The organism is Escherichia sp. B1147 (assembly GCF_001660175.1).
GTDB classification, from domain to species: domain Bacteria; phylum Pseudomonadota; class Gammaproteobacteria; order Enterobacterales; family Enterobacteriaceae; genus Escherichia; species Escherichia whittamii.
In genome coordinates this window covers 231208-251208 of sequence record NZ_LFHY01000011.1, presented here as the reverse complement: position 1 = coordinate 251208, position 20001 = coordinate 231208, and the positions used below count along the sequence as shown (strand labels likewise).

The 20001-nt window shown below is 45.7% G+C and carries 20 protein-coding genes and 1 pseudogene; 12 read left to right on the top strand and 9 right to left on the bottom strand.

Going from position 1 to position 20001, the window contains the following annotated elements:
- Positions 1 to 21: 21 nt before the first annotated feature.
- The 3 genes from ymgF to A9180_RS10720 form a co-directional block, all read right to left on the bottom strand.
- A complete protein-coding gene (gene ymgF / locus A9180_RS10730) occupies positions 22 to 240 on the bottom strand; it encodes a cell division-associated protein YmgF (protein ID WP_064528658.1) in 219 nt (72 codons plus the stop codon).
- Between the two features lie 130 nt (positions 241 to 370).
- On the bottom strand, positions 371 to 1894 hold the full coding sequence (locus tag A9180_RS10725) for a cyclic diguanylate phosphodiesterase (RefSeq protein WP_064528656.1): 1524 nt from the start codon (positions 1892 to 1894) through the stop codon (positions 371 to 373).
- A 253-nt stretch (positions 1895 to 2147) separates the two neighbouring features.
- Positions 2148 to 2549: a DUF302 domain-containing protein gene (locus tag A9180_RS10720; protein ID WP_064528654.1), complete on the bottom strand. Its 402-nt coding sequence runs from the start codon at positions 2547 to 2549 to the stop codon at positions 2148 to 2150.
- A gap of 443 nt (positions 2550 to 2992) precedes the next feature.
- Between A9180_RS10720 and A9180_RS10715 the strand changes: the two genes are divergently transcribed.
- Positions 2993 to 3322 (top strand): YkgJ family cysteine cluster protein, encoded by a 330-nt coding sequence (locus A9180_RS10715; RefSeq protein ID WP_064528652.1) that lies wholly within the window; start codon positions 2993 to 2995, stop codon positions 3320 to 3322.
- 428 nt (positions 3323 to 3750) lie between these two features.
- On the opposite strand, the gene A9180_RS10710 is transcribed toward A9180_RS10715, so the two are convergent.
- Together A9180_RS10710 and A9180_RS22895 are read right to left on the bottom strand one after the other, a co-directional pair.
- Positions 3751 to 4467, bottom strand: a complete 717-nt coding sequence (locus A9180_RS10710; RefSeq protein ID WP_064528650.1) for a YebC/PmpR family DNA-binding transcriptional regulator — start codon at positions 4465 to 4467, stop codon at positions 3751 to 3753.
- 453 nt (positions 4468 to 4920) lie between these two features.
- A pseudogene (locus A9180_RS22895) lies at positions 4921 to 5088 on the bottom strand (NADP-dependent isocitrate dehydrogenase); the annotation flags it as partial.
- A 346-nt stretch (positions 5089 to 5434) separates the two neighbouring features.
- Between A9180_RS22895 and A9180_RS10705 the strand changes: the two are divergent.
- Both A9180_RS10705 and A9180_RS10700 read left to right on the top strand, forming a co-directional pair.
- A complete protein-coding gene (locus A9180_RS10705; protein ID WP_064528648.1) occupies positions 5435 to 6205 on the top strand; it encodes a protein kinase domain-containing protein in 771 nt (256 codons plus the stop codon).
- Positions 6206 to 6211: 6 nt separating this feature from the next.
- On the top strand, positions 6212 to 6961 hold the full coding sequence (locus tag A9180_RS10700) for a PP2C family protein-serine/threonine phosphatase (RefSeq protein ID WP_064528646.1): 750 nt from the start codon (positions 6212 to 6214) through the stop codon (positions 6959 to 6961).
- 21 nt (positions 6962 to 6982) lie between these two features.
- Here A9180_RS10700 and A9180_RS10695 read toward each other — a convergent pair whose 3' ends face one another.
- Together A9180_RS10695 and A9180_RS10690 are read right to left on the bottom strand one after the other, a co-directional pair.
- Positions 6983 to 7627 (bottom strand): hypothetical protein, encoded by a 645-nt coding sequence (locus tag A9180_RS10695; RefSeq protein ID WP_064528644.1) that lies wholly within the window; start codon positions 7625 to 7627, stop codon positions 6983 to 6985.
- A gap of 38 nt (positions 7628 to 7665) precedes the next feature.
- Positions 7666 to 7911: a hypothetical protein gene (locus tag A9180_RS10690; protein WP_064528642.1), complete on the bottom strand. Its 246-nt coding sequence runs from the start codon at positions 7909 to 7911 to the stop codon at positions 7666 to 7668.
- A gap of 156 nt (positions 7912 to 8067) precedes the next feature.
- On the opposite strand from A9180_RS10690, the gene A9180_RS10685 reads away from it, so the two are divergent.
- Positions 8068 to 9207 carry a site-specific integrase gene (locus A9180_RS10685; RefSeq protein WP_064528640.1) on the top strand — a complete coding sequence of 380 codons (1140 nt, stop codon included), beginning with the start codon at positions 8068 to 8070 and terminating at the stop codon, positions 9205 to 9207.
- Between the two features lie 87 nt (positions 9208 to 9294).
- Here the strand turns inward: A9180_RS10685 and icd are convergent, their stop codons facing one another.
- Positions 9295 to 10545, bottom strand: coding sequence for an NADP-dependent isocitrate dehydrogenase (gene icd, locus A9180_RS10680; RefSeq protein WP_064528638.1), 1251 nt, complete (start codon positions 10543 to 10545; stop codon positions 9295 to 9297).
- Between the two features lie 171 nt (positions 10546 to 10716).
- Here icd and rluE point away from each other — a divergent pair, with 171 nt between their 5' ends.
- From rluE to roxA, 8 genes are all read left to right on the top strand, one after another.
- Positions 10717 to 11370: a 23S rRNA pseudouridine(2457) synthase RluE gene (rluE, locus tag A9180_RS10675; protein WP_064528636.1), complete on the top strand. Its 654-nt coding sequence runs from the start codon at positions 10717 to 10719 to the stop codon at positions 11368 to 11370.
- A 9-nt stretch (positions 11371 to 11379) separates the two neighbouring features.
- Positions 11380 to 11841 (top strand): phosphatase NudJ, encoded by a 462-nt coding sequence (gene nudJ, locus A9180_RS10670; RefSeq protein WP_064528635.1) that lies wholly within the window; start codon positions 11380 to 11382, stop codon positions 11839 to 11841.
- Positions 11842 to 11894: 53 nt separating this feature from the next.
- On the top strand, positions 11895 to 13001 hold the full coding sequence (gene mnmA / locus A9180_RS10665; protein ID WP_001297484.1) for a tRNA 2-thiouridine(34) synthase MnmA: 1107 nt from the start codon (positions 11895 to 11897) through the stop codon (positions 12999 to 13001).
- 35 nt (positions 13002 to 13036) lie between these two features.
- Entirely contained in the window at positions 13037 to 13678 is a 642-nt protein-coding gene (gene hflD, locus A9180_RS10660; protein WP_001297479.1) for a high frequency lysogenization protein HflD, read from the top strand.
- Positions 13679 to 13681: 3 nt separating this feature from the next.
- A complete protein-coding gene (gene purB / locus A9180_RS10655) occupies positions 13682 to 15052 on the top strand; it encodes an adenylosuccinate lyase (protein ID WP_064528634.1) in 1371 nt (456 codons plus the stop codon).
- A gap of 151 nt (positions 15053 to 15203) precedes the next feature.
- Positions 15204 to 15875, top strand: a complete 672-nt coding sequence (gene phoP / locus A9180_RS10650) for a two-component system response regulator PhoP (RefSeq protein ID WP_064528633.1) — start codon at positions 15204 to 15206, stop codon at positions 15873 to 15875.
- Complete coding sequence (gene phoQ / locus A9180_RS10645; protein ID WP_064528631.1) at positions 15875 to 17335, top strand: two-component system sensor histidine kinase PhoQ; 1461 nt, start codon at positions 15875 to 15877, stop codon at positions 17333 to 17335. The genes phoP and phoQ overlap by 1 nt, the downstream gene beginning before the upstream one ends.
- 75 nt (positions 17336 to 17410) lie before the next feature.
- Positions 17411 to 18532 (top strand): [50S ribosomal protein L16]-arginine 3-hydroxylase, encoded by a 1122-nt coding sequence (roxA, locus tag A9180_RS10640; RefSeq protein ID WP_064528628.1) that lies wholly within the window; start codon positions 17411 to 17413, stop codon positions 18530 to 18532.
- A 48-nt stretch (positions 18533 to 18580) separates the two neighbouring features.
- Here roxA and pepT read toward each other — a convergent pair whose 3' ends face one another.
- Complete coding sequence (gene pepT, locus A9180_RS10635) at positions 18581 to 19807, bottom strand: peptidase T (RefSeq protein WP_064528627.1); 1227 nt, start codon at positions 19805 to 19807, stop codon at positions 18581 to 18583.
- Between the last annotated feature and the right edge of the window lie 194 nt (positions 19808 to 20001).

Sequence of the window (20001 nt, the reverse complement as noted above, 5' to 3'; positions counted from 1 at the left end):
CTGACAGTGATAACAGAAGGATTAATGCTGATCCCTATGGCTAACGAGTTTTCCTCTTAACCGATTAACCACATTGATCGCCAACCAGACCAACGCATTTAGCAAATTTATAGTAACAAGCACTTCTCCCAGCCCGGTGCTGGGTTTGGCAAAAAGGATAACCAGAAAGGTGATTAGCATAAATGCAATGGAGAAAATGATATACAAAGTAAAATAATCCAGATTATTACTCTTGTTCATGCTACTGATGGTAATCCTGTCAAAAATTTCAGACAATTATAGCAAACAAAATAATGAACAATAGTAACAAGGCGAAACGAGCTAATTACCTGTCTATAATTACGTCACCTCACGCTCGAGCGATCATTTTTCACTCAACCACCACTTTCACCTTCGGTTTTGAGAGAATAATTTTGACCAGCTCAATATATGTCACCGGTTTATAGAAATAGTATCCCTGTTGGAACGTGATGTTGTTTTGGTTCAGGTAATCGAGCTGCTCCTTCGTCTCAACGCCTTCAGCGACAATACTGATAGAAAGTTTGCGCGCCAGATCCAGCACGCAGTCCAGAATCCGGGTGGAATCTGGATCTGCATTAACCCGACCGACGAAACTGTGATCAATCTTAATATAATCAATATGTAGATCATGGAGATAAGAAAGCCCCGAGTATCCAGTACCAAAATCATCCAGCGCGATGACAAAACCATTTTCATGCAAAATGTTGAGTCGATGGACCAGACTTTCATCAACATGCAAAGGCTCACGCTCAGTGACTTCAAGTACAAGATTCAAATCACGACGAGTGAAGCTGTCCCTGTATTTCAGGCATTCTTCAACAAATGTCGGCGAAATAATATGCGAGGCGCTGAAATTTATCCCAACGTGAAAACCTTCTGGCAGTTTGCTTTCGATCGCATTCATTTGTTTGGCGACCTGGCTCATCAAACTTTGGGTGAGTGGAACTATCAGCCCTGATTTTTCAGCAAGAGGAATAAAAGCCGCAGGAGAGATATATCCTCCCCGAGGATGTTTCCAGCGTGCAAGGACTTCCACGCCACGTAACGTCCCTTCCCGCCCATTTACCACCGGTTGATAAAAAGGCACAATTTCACCGTTATGTATTGCCCGCCGCAGGATCTCTTCAGGTGTCGCGCTTTTGTTGAAATATTTATCAAGCAGGAAGGCAACAGCGCAGGAAATTAACAAAATGAATATCAAAATACCCAGACCTTTATCGATAAGCCTGCTAAAGCTAAATAGAGGCGGCTGGTTATAAATAATACTGAAATGATATTTTGTGGAGTTGACCCGCCCAGAAAAATGATTATTACTATTGAGAGTTATCACATCTCCCGACGGGCCGATAATACGATCGCCAACGAGTAAAGTATACTTCACCCCCTTCAACGGAACATTGAGCGCCCCACGAGTATGTTGATCGCTAATAGTCACCAAAATTCGAGTATCTGCGAACTGACTCTGATAAAGCAAAATAGGCATTTTATTAACAGTATCAATTGCCGGAGCTAGCAGTAAATTGCTTTCAGGAATCACGGGTATTCGTGATAGTAGTACGCGATTGCCCGGCAGCGATGTACACCAGACCGCATCTTGTTTGAGAATGATGATCGTACGCAGATGTGGCTTGAGCGCTGCTTCTGTACCTAGTTGATATTGTTCATCCAGATCACACCCTTTTCCGGCAATTTCCCGCGCCGTTTGAGTCGCCTGTGACGCTTCTTCAAGTATATGATTGATATTGTTTGCGGCATATCTCGCCCCTGCCAAACTCTCCGCTTTTGCGGAATACCAGAGCTGGATGTTCAAAATAGAGACGCCGGTAATAAACAGGCAAACCGCAGCGAGGATAGGGATAAGTGTATTGCGCATCTGCGTGTCCCTGACAACAGGTTAATAGAGGGGATTGACATTCATTCGCTCAATCTGGCGCCTACAGAGAGCATGGCCGAGAGAATCAGAAATATCCACGCATCAGATGAAATTTCGCCCAACATGCCGCAAGTCTTTCAATGAACGATGAAAAACTAATGTTAGCGTTAATCAATTGGTCTTTAGGCAGACAAGAGGCATGGGGTAATAATTCGGGAACAGATATATAGGCTGGGCGCGTTTCTGTTTAGCTTTAACCTTCGCCTTTGTGCACATGTGAATCAATAGGTTGAATACATTCCTGTACCAGCAACTCCAGCTTTTTCAGCGTTTGTATCGCTGTTGAGTCAAGTCCATAACATTTGAATTCTTCTGCCAAGTGGAATCTAACGTTGACCTGTCCTCCAGGCAACTGGCGAAGGAGCACCCTGAAAGGTAAATCCAGAGCAAGGTCTGGATGTTCCAACATCAAAGGTGTTCCCTTTTCAGGATTACCAAATACCAGAACAGTAGTTGGTGGCATTACAAGCCCTGCATTACGGGCAGCTTTCGCGTGGTCAAACTCGCCAAATAAAACCAGACCATTATCTGATACCGCCTTAAGAAGACGTGTCCTGGTATGCTCGAAGTCAAATGCACTATTGAATTGAATCATAATGTTTTTACCATTAACACGATAATCAATGTGACTATAAGATAACCGTAATATAAATACAAAATATTAAAACCTGAGCTTGTTCACATTCTTGAACATCAGAGAAATAACATTTTCTGATGGTTCCCTCTAACCAACCAGAATTTAAACAATCTCAATATCTACTGTTTTTATAAAACCATCCGATGGTAACAAGATAATGTAGACTCTGATTCCCAAAGACACTCCCTTCCTAAACCCTGTAGTTACAAATTGTAAAGATTAACTTACTCTGTTTATATTCTGACTGTCTGGTTATATCTCAGTGGATATGTAAAATTAATAACGGTTGGTGATCATTCTGTGGTCGATTATAGAAAATTTGCCAGCCGGTTACAGACATGTCTCTTTACAGGGTATGTCTGCGTTTTTTGTTGTGATGTATATAGTAGTACTGGTGAATTATGAGCAATTTGAATCCATGCCTGGCGTGTGGTGCCTGTTGTGCATTTTTCCGCGTCTCTTTTTACTGGGCCGAAGCAGACGATGCAGGTGGCACTATCCCGGTTCATCTTACTGAGCAGATATCCCCTTACCACCGATGTATGAGCGGTACTAACCAGAAGGATCCACGTTGTGTTGCCCTGGCAGGAACGCCTGGCAAAAACGCATGTTGCACCATATACAAGAATCGCTCATCGACATGCCGAGAATTCGCCATGTCTGGCGAGAATGGGGAGATTAATGAGGCATGTAATCGCGCCCGCGCAAAATATGGACTGCCTCCAATTTAATTAATGAACGCTATGAAACTGCGTGTCCATAATTATATTCTGATGTAAAATGCCCATTGCCCGAGTATCAAGAATGCAATGACATATATTCCTGATATCGGGCAACGTTTTGGTGAAACCTGCAATTTTAAAAATTCAGTTCTCGATAACCATTCTTGATGTTTTACACCATAATTAACAGACATTACATTCTCATATAAACGATATGATATATATTTATTTTCTACTGCAAATACATTACGTTTTTCGCGTAGTTTTCATCTGTTAGATGCATCTTTGCCGTCTATCATGAGATAGTTAAGACCAGTAATTTCGATAGTTTAATTTATTTTACCGGGAGTTTTATATAATCAATTGCACATCTTATTTTTATAACATTCTTTAAGAGTAAGAAATCTGCCATAAAGACAGATTTCTTTAATTTATAATTAGAGATTTGCAACGTTATGATATACTTTTTGAACATCGTCGTCATCTTCGAGGGCATCAATAAGTCCTTCAAAGATTTCTAAATCTTCTGGTGAAAGCTCAACTTCTGATTGAGCAATCATTTCTAATTCTGTTGTTGAGAACTCAGTAATTCCAGCTGCTTTTAGAGCTGCAATTCCTTTGTGAAGATCTGTAGGTTCAGTATAAATAACGATGTTTCCTTCTTCTTCGGTCACATCACGAACATCCACTTCAGCTTCAAGCAAAATTTCAAAAATACGGTCAGGGTCAGTTCCTTCAAATACAATCACGCCAGTGTTGTCAAACATATAGCTGACAGACCCGGCCGCGCCGATATTCCCGCCTTTTTTATTGAAAATTGTACGAACGTTAGCAATCGTACGGTTAACGTTTGAAGTCAACGTTTCAGCGATAATCATTGAACCATTGGGGCCAAAGCCTTCATAACGTCCTTGTACGAACGTTTCGTCTCCGCCACCTTTGGCTTTATCAATAGCTTTATCAATAACGTGTTTTGGAACTTGTGCCTGCTTCGCACGTTCAATAACGAACTTTAAAGAAGTGTTTAATTCTGGGTCCGGTTCACCTTGTTTAGCCGCAGCATAGATTTCCACACCGAATTTTGCATATACTTTAGACGTTGCCCCGTCTTTAGCCGTTTTTTTAGCAACAATATTGGCCCATTTACGTCCCACTGGAATAATCTCCTCGAAATTTATTTACATTAATAACAGGTTGATAACCTGCATTTTTCGTCATATTATAGCATAACATGAAAAAATTCGTCTATGAGAATTAAAAATAGACTAAATGTATAGCAGCACTTTAATTTTTCACTAATTAATAATGTTACCAGATTATTGTTATGATTTAATTTTGCTTTTATTTTTAATAATTAAAATGCTGTAATAACACCTAAAAAAATAACGTGACAATCCCACGCAATCATCTGGAAACCGTTTTAAAACAGCTCTAGATATTTTCTAGCGTGCATCAATAACAATTACCAACAGCTAAGAATTACTTAATCATCTAACTACGATATAAGCATTACCTAAAAAAACTATGGGGTTTTGATAACTATTGACGTGCTAATAAAGAAAACGGGCGTGTTATACGCCCGTTGCAATATTTAACACATGTAGTGATTACATGTTTTCGATGATCTCGTCACCAAACTCTGAACATTTCAGCAGATTAGCGCCTTCCATCAGGCGTTCGAAATCATAGGTTACAGTCTTCGCGTTGATTGCGCCTTCCATACCTTTAACAATCAGGTCTGCGGCTTCAGTCCAGCCCATATGGCGCAGCAGTACATAACAGATCTTATTCTAACATATTGATAAATTTATAAAATATTATGTTTTACTGCCAATTTATTTCCCTAAACCCACCTATTTTAACCCAATGATTTTAATAAGGTTAATTTTAGTTTTGGGGAAGAGTTTATCGCGCCAATATACAAGTTGTCGGATGCTTGGATAATCCATATCCATAAGTGAACAATTGGGATACTTAGCATCAGAAGAACATTATTGTTTTGTTACGGGTAAAGAAGTGAATAAACCATTGTAATATTTGATTTTCTTTGTCTACAGCATTAAAATAGTTCGCAAGCTTTTCTTGGAAAGTAAAGTATTTCCTTCATCAGAGAACGAGTGAATGATTGAAAAAGGTAATTACTTCATTGATAGTGTTGGGAAAATTGGCTCCGGAGGATGTGGCATTGTCGACAAAGTAAAAGTCTACAATGCCACAAAGGATCATTACACGTGGTACGCTAGAAAAACATTTTTTCCTAGTGGTGAAAACAATAAAACCAAGGTCAAGGCAGTTGCAAATCTCAGAGAACGTTTTTTAGTAGAAATTGAGACACAGTGTAAGCTTAATTTACTAAATCATGATGCTATAGTTCATATCTGTTTATATGAAACTTCGCTGGAAAATCCATACTTCATAATGGAGTTAGGTGATTCAAATTTGGAGGATGATATTCTAGAAAATAATCTCGATGAGTATAAAAAATGTCAAGCTGTTTTATCAATTTTAAGTGGATTAAAAACCGTTCATGATAATAATTATATCCATCGTGATTTAAAACCAGCTAACATTATACGTTTTCCTGGTGGAATCTATAAATTGACTGACTTTGGTCTCGTTAAAGATCAAGATACTTTGCGAGCCCAGGTTAAAACTAGATTTGCACCCAATGAACTTGGTACTGAAGGTTACAGAGCCCCAGAAAGCATTGATAGCGGAGAATTCTTTAAGGAATCTGATATCTATGCCTTTGGTAAAATCTTAAAAGAACTATATCCAAACCCTAGCACTGAACTCAAAAAAGTAATTAGTAAATGCACTGCTTATTTTTATGATGAACGATATAGGGACATCGACTCGCTGTTTATTGACTATACTAACTCAATTAGGTAATGCTACATGTTAAAAATTAAAGAATTAGCTTCTTTTTGCTTAGCAAAACCAGAAAAATTAACCAATGAAGATGCTTTTTTTGCACCTTTCATACATAAAAGCGGTAGTATAGTATTCGCTGTTGCTGATGGCGTTGGCTCATATGAAGGTGCTGATAATGCTTCAGCTATTGCAATTGAGTGTTTATCTAATGAGTTAGAAAGCGATGAATTTTCAAGCAAGCGTGTTTTCGATACCACTAAATTAAAGCTGAATGAACTATCGGATAGCCATAGTCAACTTTCCCAGGCGGCAACAACTTTATCAATTGTTACTGTTAACCATAATAAACTAGAAATAATCCACATTGGTGATAGTAGAATTTACTACAAAGATTACAACAACAAATTAAAACCATTAACAAAAGATCACACTAAATATCAGGAACTCCTTGACTCCAGGGAAGTTAGCCTTAAAAAACTTAAGGAGCACAAAACAAGGTTATCTCGCGTTCTGACCAAAGCTATCACTAAAGACTATGATTTGAAATATGATTTATACAAATTAGACTTAGATGACATCCCCAGACATGAGGACTGTATTTTTCTATATGCTATGACCGATGGCGCATATAATTTTTGGGACAAGCGACCTAATTTCTCCGATAAAACAATGTCAAGCCCTACATCCTTTGCTGCTAGTCTTAAAAAGAGAATAGAGAGAACCGGTGCTGAAGATGATTATACTTTAATAGCTCTAAGTATATTAATCAGATAGGGCGAAAGCCCTATCAACAAATCAATCAACTTCTTTTTTGGATAGCTCAGGCATTCCAGGTATGAGTTTATTCGGCGCTAATATTTCAAGTATATTTTTCGCACCCTCGTAAATAATTAAAGTACGCTTTTCTGGCCCCGCAAAGTACCCCATTATGGCGACTATCACACCTAACGTGAAAGCAGAAGCAAAAATCCCAGGTAATCCGCTAAATGCCCATTTTATCGGTCTGATTAAATAGCGTTCTTGCCATGTTTTCTGACTAAGGTTGTATTCCTCAACTTTTTCTATGTAATGCTTAACTGCATTATTTCTCAAATCTTTAATTTGTGAATTTAATCTTTTTATGGCTTCATCATGTTCTTTTTTTAGTTTTTCTATTTCTTTCTCATAGTAGGGAGTAACATGTTCCGCCGCTCCTTGCATAACTTCAAGGAAAAGAGCTTGAGCCTTGCTCCGATAATCCTCAAGGCCAACTTGTAAAGTTATCTCATGAAACTTATCAAGTTCCTCTTGAATCTTTTCTTCACTCCAACCTTGGCTTCGGCGTGCTTCTGCAAGTTGATTTTTCTTTACCTTATAAATTGCGTAAGCCATCAACTCCTGAGCATCATCACCGGAGGTGACTAATTCTTTGAAAACCCACTTTTTCTTCAGCTGCGTCATATCTTTTGCCGAAAAAACCTCATGTGAGGCTTTAAAATTTATTTTGTTGAGACGACCTTCTTGAAAGCATTATCAAATATTCTGGTAGCTTGTTTACCAGTAATAACTGTCGTTCCCGCCTTTATGTTACTTGTTGTAATAGTTGATTCAGCAGAACTATCAACGTTTTTACGCAATACCTCACCGCTAGGAGAGGTCACTATAGATTTGGCTTTTACACTCTCTAACACTGAGGCGGAAATCTGTCGTAACTGTTTGTCTGTAAGCTTAAGCAATGTAGGCATGATTACCTCCTGTTCTTACTCTTAGTTTACCACCAATTTTTTTTGATATCACGGCTTTGAAGGGGGGAGGAGCGTCGGTTGGTCGATAAATGTGGGGCATTTTAAGCTCCGCTTCCGTTCTTGTGCTTGTGCTTGTGCTTGTTTAACTAGTTTCCTATTGATGATTGTAGCGTAAAGCCCACAACATACACATTGTACTGCACGCTGGATAAGCGCACCGGTAAGATTTATTGGCAATACAGACACCCTATTTCAGGTCGTTTTCACAGCCTTGGAACCGATGAATCCGAGGCTAAACAGGTCGCCACGAAAGCGAACACAATCATTGCCGAACAGCGAACCAGGCAGATCCTGAGCGTGAAAGATCGCCTGGCACGGATGAAAGGTAGGCGCACCGATATCACGGTTACTGAGTGGCTCGATAAATATATAGGCATTCAGGAGGAAAGGCTTAAAAACAACGAGCTCAAACCAAACTCCTATCTTCAAAAAGGTAAACCTGTTCGTTTATTCAGAGAGCACTGCGGCCTGCAACATCTGAAGGATATTTCAGCTCTCGATATTGCAGAAATAACTGATGCCATTAAAGCCGAAGGCCACAATCGCATGGCTCAGGTAGTCAGAATGGTGCTCATCGATGTTTTTAAAGAGGCGCAACATGCCGGACACGTTGCCCCCGGATACAATCCGGCGCAAGCCACTAAGCAACCGAGAAACAGAATAACAAGGCAGCGCCTTTCCTTTGAAGAATGGTGCGTTATTTATAAAACGGCAGAACAACAGCAGCCTTATCTTCAGTGCGGAATGCTATTAGCCCTAATCACTGGCCAGCGCCTCGGTGATATTTACAATATGAAGTTCAGCGATATATGGGACGACATGTTGCATATTGAACAGGAAAAAACAGGTTCTCGCCTGGCTATTCCGTTAGATCTTAAATGTGAGGTGCTGGGCCTCACTCTCAGGGATGTTATTTCAAAATGCCGGGATGCGGTTGTCAGTAAATACCTTGTTCATTTCAGGCATACCACATCTCAGGCAAACAGAGGTGACCAGGTATCGAGCAGTAGCCTGACATCAACCTTTAAAAAAGCCAGAGACAAAAGTGGTTTAGAGTGGAAAAACGGTACACCCCAAACTTTCCATGAACAACGTTCATTATCGGAACGCCTGTACCGTGAGCAAGGACTGGATACCCAGAAGTTACTGGGACATAAGTCCAAAAAAATGACCGATAAATACAATGACGATCGAGGTAAAGACTGGGTTGTTGTTGTTGGGATAAAAACGGGGTGAAAACGAGGGGGTTTGGGGAAGAATTTTCGAGGACATAAAAAAACGGGAACCAACAGGCTCCCGTTCGGTTGTAACAGCAGAAGCTGATTACATGTTTTCGATGATCGCATCACCAAACTCTGAACATTTCAGCAGTTTAGCGCCTTCCATCAGTCGTTCGAAGTCATAGGTTACGGTCTTGGCGTTGATTGCGCCTTCCATACCTTTAACAATCAGGTCTGCGGCTTCAGTCCAACCCATATGGCGCAGCATCATTTCCGCGGAAAGGATAATAGAACCTGGGTTAACTTTGTCCTGACCGGCATATTTCGGCGCAGTACCGTGGGTGGCTTCAAACAGGGCGCATTCGTCACCGATGTTTGCGCCAGGGGCGATACCGATACCGCCAACCTGTGCTGCCAGGGCGTCAGAAATGTAGTCACCGTTCAGGTTCATACAGGCGATAACGTCGTATTCAGCCGGACGCAGCAGGATCTGTTGCAGGAACGCATCAGCGATCACGTCTTTGATGACGATCTCTTTGCCGGTGTTCGGGTTTTTAACTTTCAGCCACGGGCCGCCATCGATCAGTTCACCGCCAAACTCTTCACGCGCCAGCTGGTAGCCCCAGTCTTTAAATGCGCCTTCGGTGAATTTCATGATGTTGCCTTTGTGCACCAGAGTCACAGAGTCACGGTCGTTAGCAATTGCGTATTCAATCGCTGCACGGACCAGACGTTTGGTGCCTTCTTCCGAACACGGTTTGATACCGATACCGCAATGTTCCGGGAAGCGAATTTTCTTCACGCCCATCTCTTCACGCAGGAATTTAATCACTTTCTCTGCGTCGGCAGAGTCAGCTTTCCATTCGATACCCGCATAAATGTCTTCCGAGTTTTCACGGAAGATAACCATATCGGTCAGTTCAGGGTGTTTAACCGGGCTTGGGGTGCCCTGGTAGTAACGTACCGGACGCAGGCAGATGTAAAGATCCAGTTCCTGGCGCAGGGCAACGTTGAGAGAACGAATACCGCCACCAACCGGAGTGGTCAGCGGGCCTTTGATAGCAACGCGATATTCACGAATCAGATCGAGGGTTTCAGCAGGCAACCAGACATCCTGACCATAAACCTGTGTGGATTTTTCACCGGTGTAAATTTCCATCCAGGAGATTTTACGCTCGCCTTTATAGGCTTTATCTACTGCAGCGTCGACCACTTTCAGCATGGCTGGGGTTACATCTACACCGATTCCATCACCTTCAATGTATGGGATAATCGGATTTTCAGGAACGTTGAGTTTGCCGTTTTGCAGGGTGATCTTCTTGCCTTGTGCCGGAACAACTACTTTACTTTCCATTCACCTCTCCTTCGAGCGCTTCTGGTTTGCTCGTCTGCCACCACGTTGCATATGCGTTTGCGTCCTGCGATACGGATGCTTTAGAGCAATTTTTTGTTAATGATTTGTAATTGGCTTGTCAATACTACCCTATTGTTTGCCGTCATGAAAGATGCGCGTTATTAGGCTATAATGCGGCAATTCATAATCCCTGAAAATACCATGCAAAAAACTTCTTTTAAAAATCACCAGGTTAAGCGATTCAGCTCGCAACGCACTAACAAACGCAAGCCAGAAAACCAGCCCACACGTGTGATCCTGTTTAATAAACCTTACGATGTCCTGCCACAGTTCACCGATGACGCCGGGCGCAAAACATTAAAAGAATTCATCCCGGTTCAGGGTGTTTATGCGGCGGGCCGTCTCGACAGAGATAGCGAAGGGTTACTGGTGCTAACCAATAATGGTGCATTACAGGCGCGTTTAACCCAGCCGGGCAAACGCACCGGCAAAATCTATTATGTGCAGGTGGAAGGCATTCCCACACAAGACGCTCTTGAAGCCTTGCGCAATGGCATAACCTTAAATGATGGCCCTACCCTGCCCGCAGGCGTGGACCAGGTTGAAGAGCCGGAGTGGTTATGGCCGCGGAATCCACCAATTCGTGAACGCAAAAGTATTCCCACCAGCTGGCTGAAGATTACCTTATATGAAGGACGTAATCGCCAGGTGCGCCGCATGACCGCCCATGTCGGTTTCCCTACGCTGCGACTGATTCGCTATGCCATGGGCAATTACACACTGGATAATCTCGCTAACGGCGAATGGCGAGAAGCAACAGAATAAGGATGCGCAATGTTTAAACCGCACGTTACCGTAGCCTGCGTGGTACACGCAGAGGGCAAATTTTTAGTTGTAGAAGAAACGATTAACGGTAAAGCGTTATGGAACCAACCGGCGGGGCATCTGGAAGCGGATGAGACGTTAGTGGAAGCGGCTGCGCGTGAGCTGTGGGAAGAAACCGGCATCAGCGCGCAACCGCAACAGTTTATTCGTATGCATCAGTGGATTGCGCCGGATAAGACGCCGTTTTTGCGTTTCCTGTTTGCCATTGAGCTTGAGAAAATTTGCCCGACGCAACCTCATGACAGCGATATCGACTGCTGCCGTTGGGTCAGCGCCGAAGAAATTTTACAGGCGTCAAATCTGCGTTCGCCGCTGGTGGCGGAAAGTATTCGTTGTTATCAAAGCGGGCAACGCTATCCGCTGGAGATGATTGGCGATTTTAACTGGCCTTTTACAAAGGGTGTCATCTAAAAGGCTGCGTGATAGAATACGCCGCCTTGAAGTTCAATGTCGTGAGTAATCCAATGTCTGAAACCGCAAAAAAAGTGATCGTCGGCATGTCCGGCGGTGTCGACTCCTCCGTTTCTGCCTGGCTGTTGCAACAACAGGGATATCAGGTCGAAGGCCTGTTTATGAAGAACTGGGAAGAAGACGACGGTGAGGAATATTGCACGGCGGCAGCAGATCTGGCTGATGCCCAGGCTGTCTGCGACAAGCTCGGCATTGAACTACACACCGTCAACTTTGCTGCCGAGTACTGGGACAACGTCTTTGAACTGTTCCTTGCCGAATATAAAGCCGGTCGCACGCCGAATCCGGATATTCTGTGCAACAAAGAAATCAAATTTAAAGCTTTCCTCGAATTTGCCGCCGAAGATTTAGGTGCCGATTATATCGCTACCGGTCATTACGTTCGTCGTGCAGATGTCGATGGCAAGAGCCGCCTGCTGCGTGGTCTGGACAGCAACAAAGACCAGAGCTACTTCCTTTATACACTCAGCCATGAGCAAATTGCGCAAAGCCTGTTCCCGGTCGGCGAACTGGAAAAACCGCAGGTGCGTAAAATTGCAGAAGATCTCGGTCTGGTTACCGCGAAGAAAAAAGACTCTACCGGTATCTGCTTTATCGGCGAGCGTAAATTCCGCGAGTTCCTGGGCCGTTATCTCCCGGCGCAACCGGGCAAAATCATTACCGTCGATGGCGATGAAATTGGCGAGCACCAGGGGCTGATGTATCACACCCTCGGTCAGCGTAAAGGTCTGGGTATCGGTGGCACCAAAGAAGGCACCGAAGAACCGTGGTACGTTGTCGATAAAGACGTCGAAAACAACATTCTGGTTGTTGCGCAGGGCCATGAACACCCGCGTCTGATGTCTGTCGGTCTGATTGCCCAGCAACTGCACTGGGTCGATCGCGAACCGTTCACCGGCACTATGCGTTGCACGGTAAAAACCCGCTATCGCCAGACTGACATCCCGTGCACCGTCAAGGCGCTGGACGACGATCGCATTGAAGTGATTTTTGATGAACCCGTTGCTGCCGTCACGCCCGGCCAGTCTGCCGTCTTCTATAACGGCGAAGTGTGCCTTGGTGGCGGTATTATTGAGCAGCGTCTGCCGCTGCCGGTCTGATTATTGTTTTTAATTACAACAAGGAAGCAGTGAACGTGGCAAAGAATTACTATGACATCACCCTCGCCCTGGCAGGAATTTGTCAGTCGGCACGCCTGGTGCAACAACTCGCTCACCAGGGGCATTGTGATGCCGATGCGCTACACGTCTCACTCAACAGTATTATCGACATGAACCCCAGCTCCACGCTGGCGGTTTTTGGCGGCAGCGAAGCCAACCTGCGCGTCGGGCTGGAAACATTGCTCGGCGTGCTCAACGCCAGCAGTCGCCAGGGCTTAAACGCTGAGTTAACCCGCTACACCCTTAGCCTGATGGTGCTTGAGCGCAAACTCTCTTCAGCCAAAGGCGCGCTCGACACCCTGGGAAACCGGATTAACGGCCTGCAACGTCAGCTGGAACACTTCGATTTACAGTCCGAAACGCTGATGAGCGCGATGGCCGCTATTTATGTTGATGTGATTAGCCCGCTAGGCCCGCGCATTCAGGTCACCGGTTCCCCTGCCGTACTGCAAAGCCCACAGGTGCAGGCGAAAGTTCGCGCTACCCTGCTGGCAGGCATTCGCGCCGCCGTGCTCTGGCACCAGGTCGGCGGCGGACGTCTACAACTGATGTTTTCTCGTAATCGCCTGACCACTCAGGCAAAACAAATTCTTGCTCATTTAACCCCGGAGTTGTGATCTATGGAATTATCCTCACTGACCGCCGTTTCCCCTGTCGATGGACGCTACGGCGATAAAGTCAGCGCGCTGCGCGGGATTTTCAGCGAATATGGTTTGCTGAAATTCCGTGTACAAGTTGAAGTACGTTGGCTGCAAAAACTGGCCGCGCACGCAGCGATCAAGGAAGTTCCTGCTTTTGCTGCCGACGCAATCGGTTACCTTGATGCAATTGTCGCCAGTTTCAGCGAAGAAGATGCAGCACGCATCAAAACCATCGAGCGAACCACGAACCACGACGTTAAAGCGGTTGAGTATTTCCTGAAAGAAAAAGTGGCGGAGATCCCGGAACTGCACGCAGTTTCTGAATTCATTCACTTTGCCTGTACTTCGGAAGATATCAATAACCTCTCCCACGCGTTGATGCTGAAAACCGCGCGTGATGAAGTGATCCTGCCGTACTGGCGTCAACTGATTGATGGCATTAAAGATCTCGCCGTTCAGTACCGCGATATCCCGCTTCTCTCCCGTACTCACGGTCAGCCTGCGACCCCGTCAACCATCGGCAAAGAGATGGCTAACGTTGCCTACCGCATGGAGCGCCAGTTCCGCCAGCTTAACCAGGTGGAGATCCTCGGCAAAATCAACGGCGCGGTCGGTAACTATAACGCCCACATCGCCGCTTACCCGGAAGTTGACTGGCATCAGTTCAGCGAAGAGTTCGTCACCTCGCTGGGTATTCAGTGGAATCCGTACACCACCCAGATCGAACCGCACGACTACATCGCCGAGCTGTTTGATTGCGTTGCGCGCTTCAACACCATTCTGATCGACTTCGACCGTGACGTCTGGGGTTATATCGCCCTTAACCACTTCAAGCAGAAAACCATCGCCGGTGAGATCGGTTCTTCCACCATGCCGCACAAGGTTAACCCAATCGACTTCGAAAACTCCGAAGGCAATCTGGGGCTTTCCAATGCGGTGTTGCAGCACCTGGCCAGCAAACTGCCGGTTTCCCGCTGGCAGCGTGATCTGACCGATTCTACCGTGCTGCGTAACCTTGGCGTGGGCATCGGTTATGCGCTGATTGCGTATCAATCTACCCTGAAAGGCGTAAGCAAACTGGAAGTGAACCGCGACCATCTGCTGGATGAACTGGATCACAACTGGGAAGTGCTGGCAGAACCGATCCAGACTGTAATGCGCCGTTACGGGATTGAGAAGCCGTACGAAAAACTGAAAGAGCTGACTCGCGGTAAGCGCGTTGACGCCGAAGGCATGAAGCAATTTATCGACGGACTGGCGCTGCCGGAAGAAGAGAAAGCACGCCTGAAAGCGATGACCCCGGCTAACTATATTGGTCGAGCCATCACTATGGTTGATGAGCTGAAATAAGCCTCGTATCAGTGCCGGATGGTGATGCCGTCCGGCCTGTTCCTTAGTTCTCCGTTTCACCGCCCTTCCCCACTGGTTTATTTAATGTTTACCCCCACAACCACATAATCGCGTTACACTATTTTTATAATTAAGACAGGGAGAAATAAAAATGCGCGTACTGGTTGTCGAAGACAATGCGTTGTTACGTCACCATCTTAAAGTTCAGATTCAGGACGCGGGTCATCAGGTTGATGACGCAGAAGATGCCAAAGAAGCAGATTATTATCTCAACGAACATTTACCGGATATTGCGATTGTCGATCTCGGTTTGCCTGACGAAGATGGTTTGTCGCTAATCCGTCGCTGGCGTAGTAATGATGTTTCACTGCCAATTCTGGTTTTAACCGCCCGTGAAAGCTGGCAGGACAAAGTCGAAGTATTAAGCGCCGGTGCTGACGATTACGTGACCAAACCGTTTCATATTGAAGAAGTGATGGCACGGATGCAGGCGTTGATGCGTCGTAATAGCGGTCTGGCTTCGCAGGTTATTTCGCTGCCACCGTTTCAGGTTGATCTCTCCCGTCGTGAATTATCCATTAATGACGAAGTAATCAAACTGACCGCATTTGAATACACCATTATGGAAACCTTGATCCGCAACAACGGCAAAGTGGTCAGTAAAGATTCATTGATGCTACAGCTCTACCCGGATGCCGAACTGCGGGAAAGTCATACCATTGATGTTCTGATGGGCAGGCTGCGCAAAAAAATTCAGGCGCAATACCCGCACGAGGTGATTACCACCGTTCGCGGCCAGGGTTATCTTTTCGAATTGCGCTGATGAAAAAAATACTGCGTGTTTTTTTCCCGCTCTCGCTGCGGGTACGTTTTCTGTTGGCGACGGCGGCGGTAGTGCTGGTGCTTTCACTTTCCTACGGTATGGTTGCCCTGATCGGTTATAGCGTTAGTTTCGATAAAACTACGTTTCGTCTGTTACGCGGCGAGAGCAATTTATTCTATACACTGGCGAAATGGGAAAACAATAAGCTACATGTCGAACTGCCGGAAAATATCGACAAACAAAGCCCCACGATGTCTCTGATTTATGACGAGAACGGCAAACTATTGTGGGCGCAGCGTGACGTTCCCTGGCTGATGAAGATGATCCAGCCTGACTGGCTGAAATCCAATGGTTTTCACGAAATAGAGGCTGACGTGAACGATACCAGCCTGCTACTTAGTAACGATCTCTCTATTCAGCAGCAGCTGCAGGAAGTTCGGGAAGACGACGACGATGCAGAAATGACTCACTCGGTAGCCGTTAATGTCTATCCGGCGACGGCGCGGATGCCAAAACTCACCATTGTGGTGGTCGATACCATTCCTGTAGAGCTTAAAAGTTCCTATACGGTATGGAGCTGGTTTCTCTATGTACTCCTGGCCAACCTGTTGTTAGTGATCCCGTTACTGTGGGTCGCCGCCTGGTGGAGCTTACGCCCTATTGAAGCCCTGGCGCGAGAAGTCCGCGAACTGGAAGAACACCACCGCGAATTGCTCAACCCTACAACGACGAAAGAACTGACCAGCCTGGTAGGTAACCTGAACCGACTTTTAAAAAGCGAGCGTGAGCGTTACGACAAATACCGCACTACGCTCACTGACCTGACTCACAGCCTGAAAACGCCTCTGGCGGTGCTACAAAGTACGCTACGTTCTTTGCGAAGCGAAAAGATGAACGTCAGTGAGGCGGAACCGGTGATGCTGGAACAAATTAGCCGTATCTCGCAACAAATTGGTTACTACCTGCACCGCGCCAGTATGCGTGGCGGGACATTACTTAGCCGCGAACTGCATCCCGTTGCCCCGTTGTTGGACAATCTCACATCGGCGCTGAATAAAGTTTATCAACGTAAAGGCGTCAATATTTCCCTCGATATCTCGCCAGAAATTAGCTTTGTCGGTGAGCAGAACGATTTTGTTGAGGTCATGGGCAATGTACTGGATAACGCCTGTAAGTATTGTCTCGAGTTTGTCGAAATCTCCGCAAGGCAAACTGACAAACATCTTTACATCGTGGTCGAAGATGATGGACCGGGGATACCACAAAGCAAGCGTGAGGTAATTTTCGACCGTGGTCAGCGTGTTGATACCTTACGCCCCGGGCAAGGCGTGGGGCTGGCGGTCGCTCGTGAAATTACTGAACAGTATGACGGAAGAATCATCGCCGGAGAGAGCATGCTCGGCGGTGCGCGAATGGAGGTGATTTTTGGTCGCCAACATTCCTTGCCGAAAGATGAATAAATATGTCCTTTCTTCACGCATTACAGTAGGCATCCGTTATAATCGGTTGCAGATACCCGCCTATGGACGCTTAATATGGAATACCAACTAACCCTTAATTGGCCCGATTTTCTAGAACGCCACTGGCAGAAACGTCCCGTGGTGTTAAAACGCGGCTTTAATAATTTTATTGACCCTATTTCTCCCGACGAGCTGGCGGGCCTGGCGATGGAAAGTGAAGTCGACAGTCGGCTGGTCAGTCATCAGGATGGCAAATGGCAGGTCAGTCACGGGCCATTCGAAAGCTACGACCATCTGGGCGAAACCAACTGGTCATTGCTGGTCCAGGCGGTTGATCACTGGCATGAACCGGCTGCCGCGCTGATGCGTCCGTTCCGTGAATTACCGGACTGGCGCATTGACGACCTGATGATCTCGTTTTCCGTGCCTGGCGGCGGCGTCGGTCCACATCTTGATCAGTACGATGTGTTTATTATTCAGGGTACGGGTCGCCGTCGCTGGCGGGTAGGTGAAAAACTGCACATGAGGCAGCACTGCCCTCACCCGGACCTGTTACAGGTTGATCCGTTTGAAGCGATTATTGATGAAGAGCTGGAGCCTGGCGATATTCTTTATATTCCGCCAGGATTCCCGCACGAAGGCTACGCGCTGGAAAATGCGATGAACTATTCCGTTGGTTTTCGTGCACCGAATACGCGGGAACTGATCAGCGGATTTGCCGATTACGTGTTACAACGTGAGCTGGGCGGTAATTACTACAGCGATCCAGATGTCCCGCCTCGCGATCATCCGGCAGACGTTCTGCCGCAGGAAATGGATAAACTGCGTGAGATGATGCTTGACTTGATCAACCAGCCAGAACACTTTAAGCAGTGGTTTGGCGAGTTTATTTCGCAGTCACGTCATGAACTGGATATCGCTCCGCCAGAGCCACCGTATCAACCGGATGAAATCTACGACGCACTGAAACAAGGTGATGTACTGGTGCGTCTTGGTGGTCTGCGCGTGTTGCGCATTGGCGACGATGTTTATGCCAACGGTGAGAAGATCGATTCCCCGCATCGTCCGGCGCTGGATGCACTCGCCAGCAATATTGTGCTGACCGCCGAGAATTTTGGCGACGCACTGGAAGATCCGTCATTCCTCGCGATGCTCGCGGCCCTGGTCAATAGCGGATATTGGTTCTTCGAAGGGTAAATTTGAATTGAAGCCGGATGCGGCATCACATGCCGCATCCAATTTTGCTTACTTCCGTTTCGCCGTTAACTCGGCAATACGCACAATCACTTGCACCGCTTTTTCCATTCCCTCCAGAGTTACAAACTCATGTTTGCCATGGTAGTTATAACCGCCGGTAAACAGGTTTGGACACGGTAATCCCATAAACGATAACTGCGCGCCGTCAGTACCACCACGGATCGGTTTCAGGTCTGGTTCAATATCGCAATCGCGCATCGCTTGCTGGGCGATATCAAGAATATGCGGATGCTCAATGACTTTCTCGCGCATATTGTAGTAACTGTCCTCAATCACCAGTTCAATGTAACAATCGGGATGTAACCCTTTGCCCACTTTCTTGGCAATTTCCATCATTTTACGTTTACGCGCTTCAAACTGTTTACGGTCGAAATCACGAATGATGTAGTGCATATCGGCGCGCTCAACGCTGCCTTTCATGCTTGTCAGGTGATAGAAACCTTCATAACCTTCCGTAGTTTCCGGGTTTTCATCCGCCGGTACTTCCGCATGAATGCGTGCCGCCAGCGATAGCGCATTCACCATCACACCTTTTGCCGTACCAGGGTGAACATTGTTGCCGACGATTTTGATATTCACCGAAGCAGCGTTGAAGTTTTCAAACTCCAGTTCACCTACGCCACCACCATCAACGGTGTAAGCCCAGCGGGCATCAAAGGCTTCAACATCAAAATGTTTTGCTCCTTTGCCCACTTCTTCATCTGGCGTAAAGGCAACACGAATATCGCCATGCGGAATATTTTTCTGCTGCAATACCGCCAGCGCGGTCATAATTTCTGCAATACCTGCTTTGTCGTCAGCACCCAACAATGTTTTACCGTCAGTGGTGATAAGCGTCTGTCCCAGCAGTTGATGCAGTACCGGGAACATAACCGGTGACAAGACTTCGTCGCCGACGCCCAACGCAATGTCACCGCCACGATAGTTTTCAACAATCTGCGGGTTCACATTTTTACCGCTGCAATCCGGTGAGGTATCAACATGAGAAATAAAGCCAATCGCCGGAATATCGCCAGGAACGTTAGCCGGTAGCGTCGCCATCAACGTTCCTTTCTCACTTAAGGTCACATTGATAAGCCCCATCTCTTCCAGCTGATCTTTCAGCAGATGCAATAATTTCCACTGGCCTTCCGTGCTGGGAACTTGTCTCACACCCGCTTTTGATTGGGTATCAAGAGACACGTAGTTCAAAAAACGCTCAAGTAGTTTATCCATGTAGTCACCCTCACTTTTCGTGACAACATTATTAAGAAGCAAGAAAAGACAAATATTGCGTCAGGTCACTTTTACCCCTGCAAGCGGGAATATTTATCAACATTACCTTAATGAATATAAAGCTAAGCCAGTAATTCACAACAAGGATTGGCGATTCAAGCGGTTTGCCGTAGAATTACGGCCCTCTTTAAGAG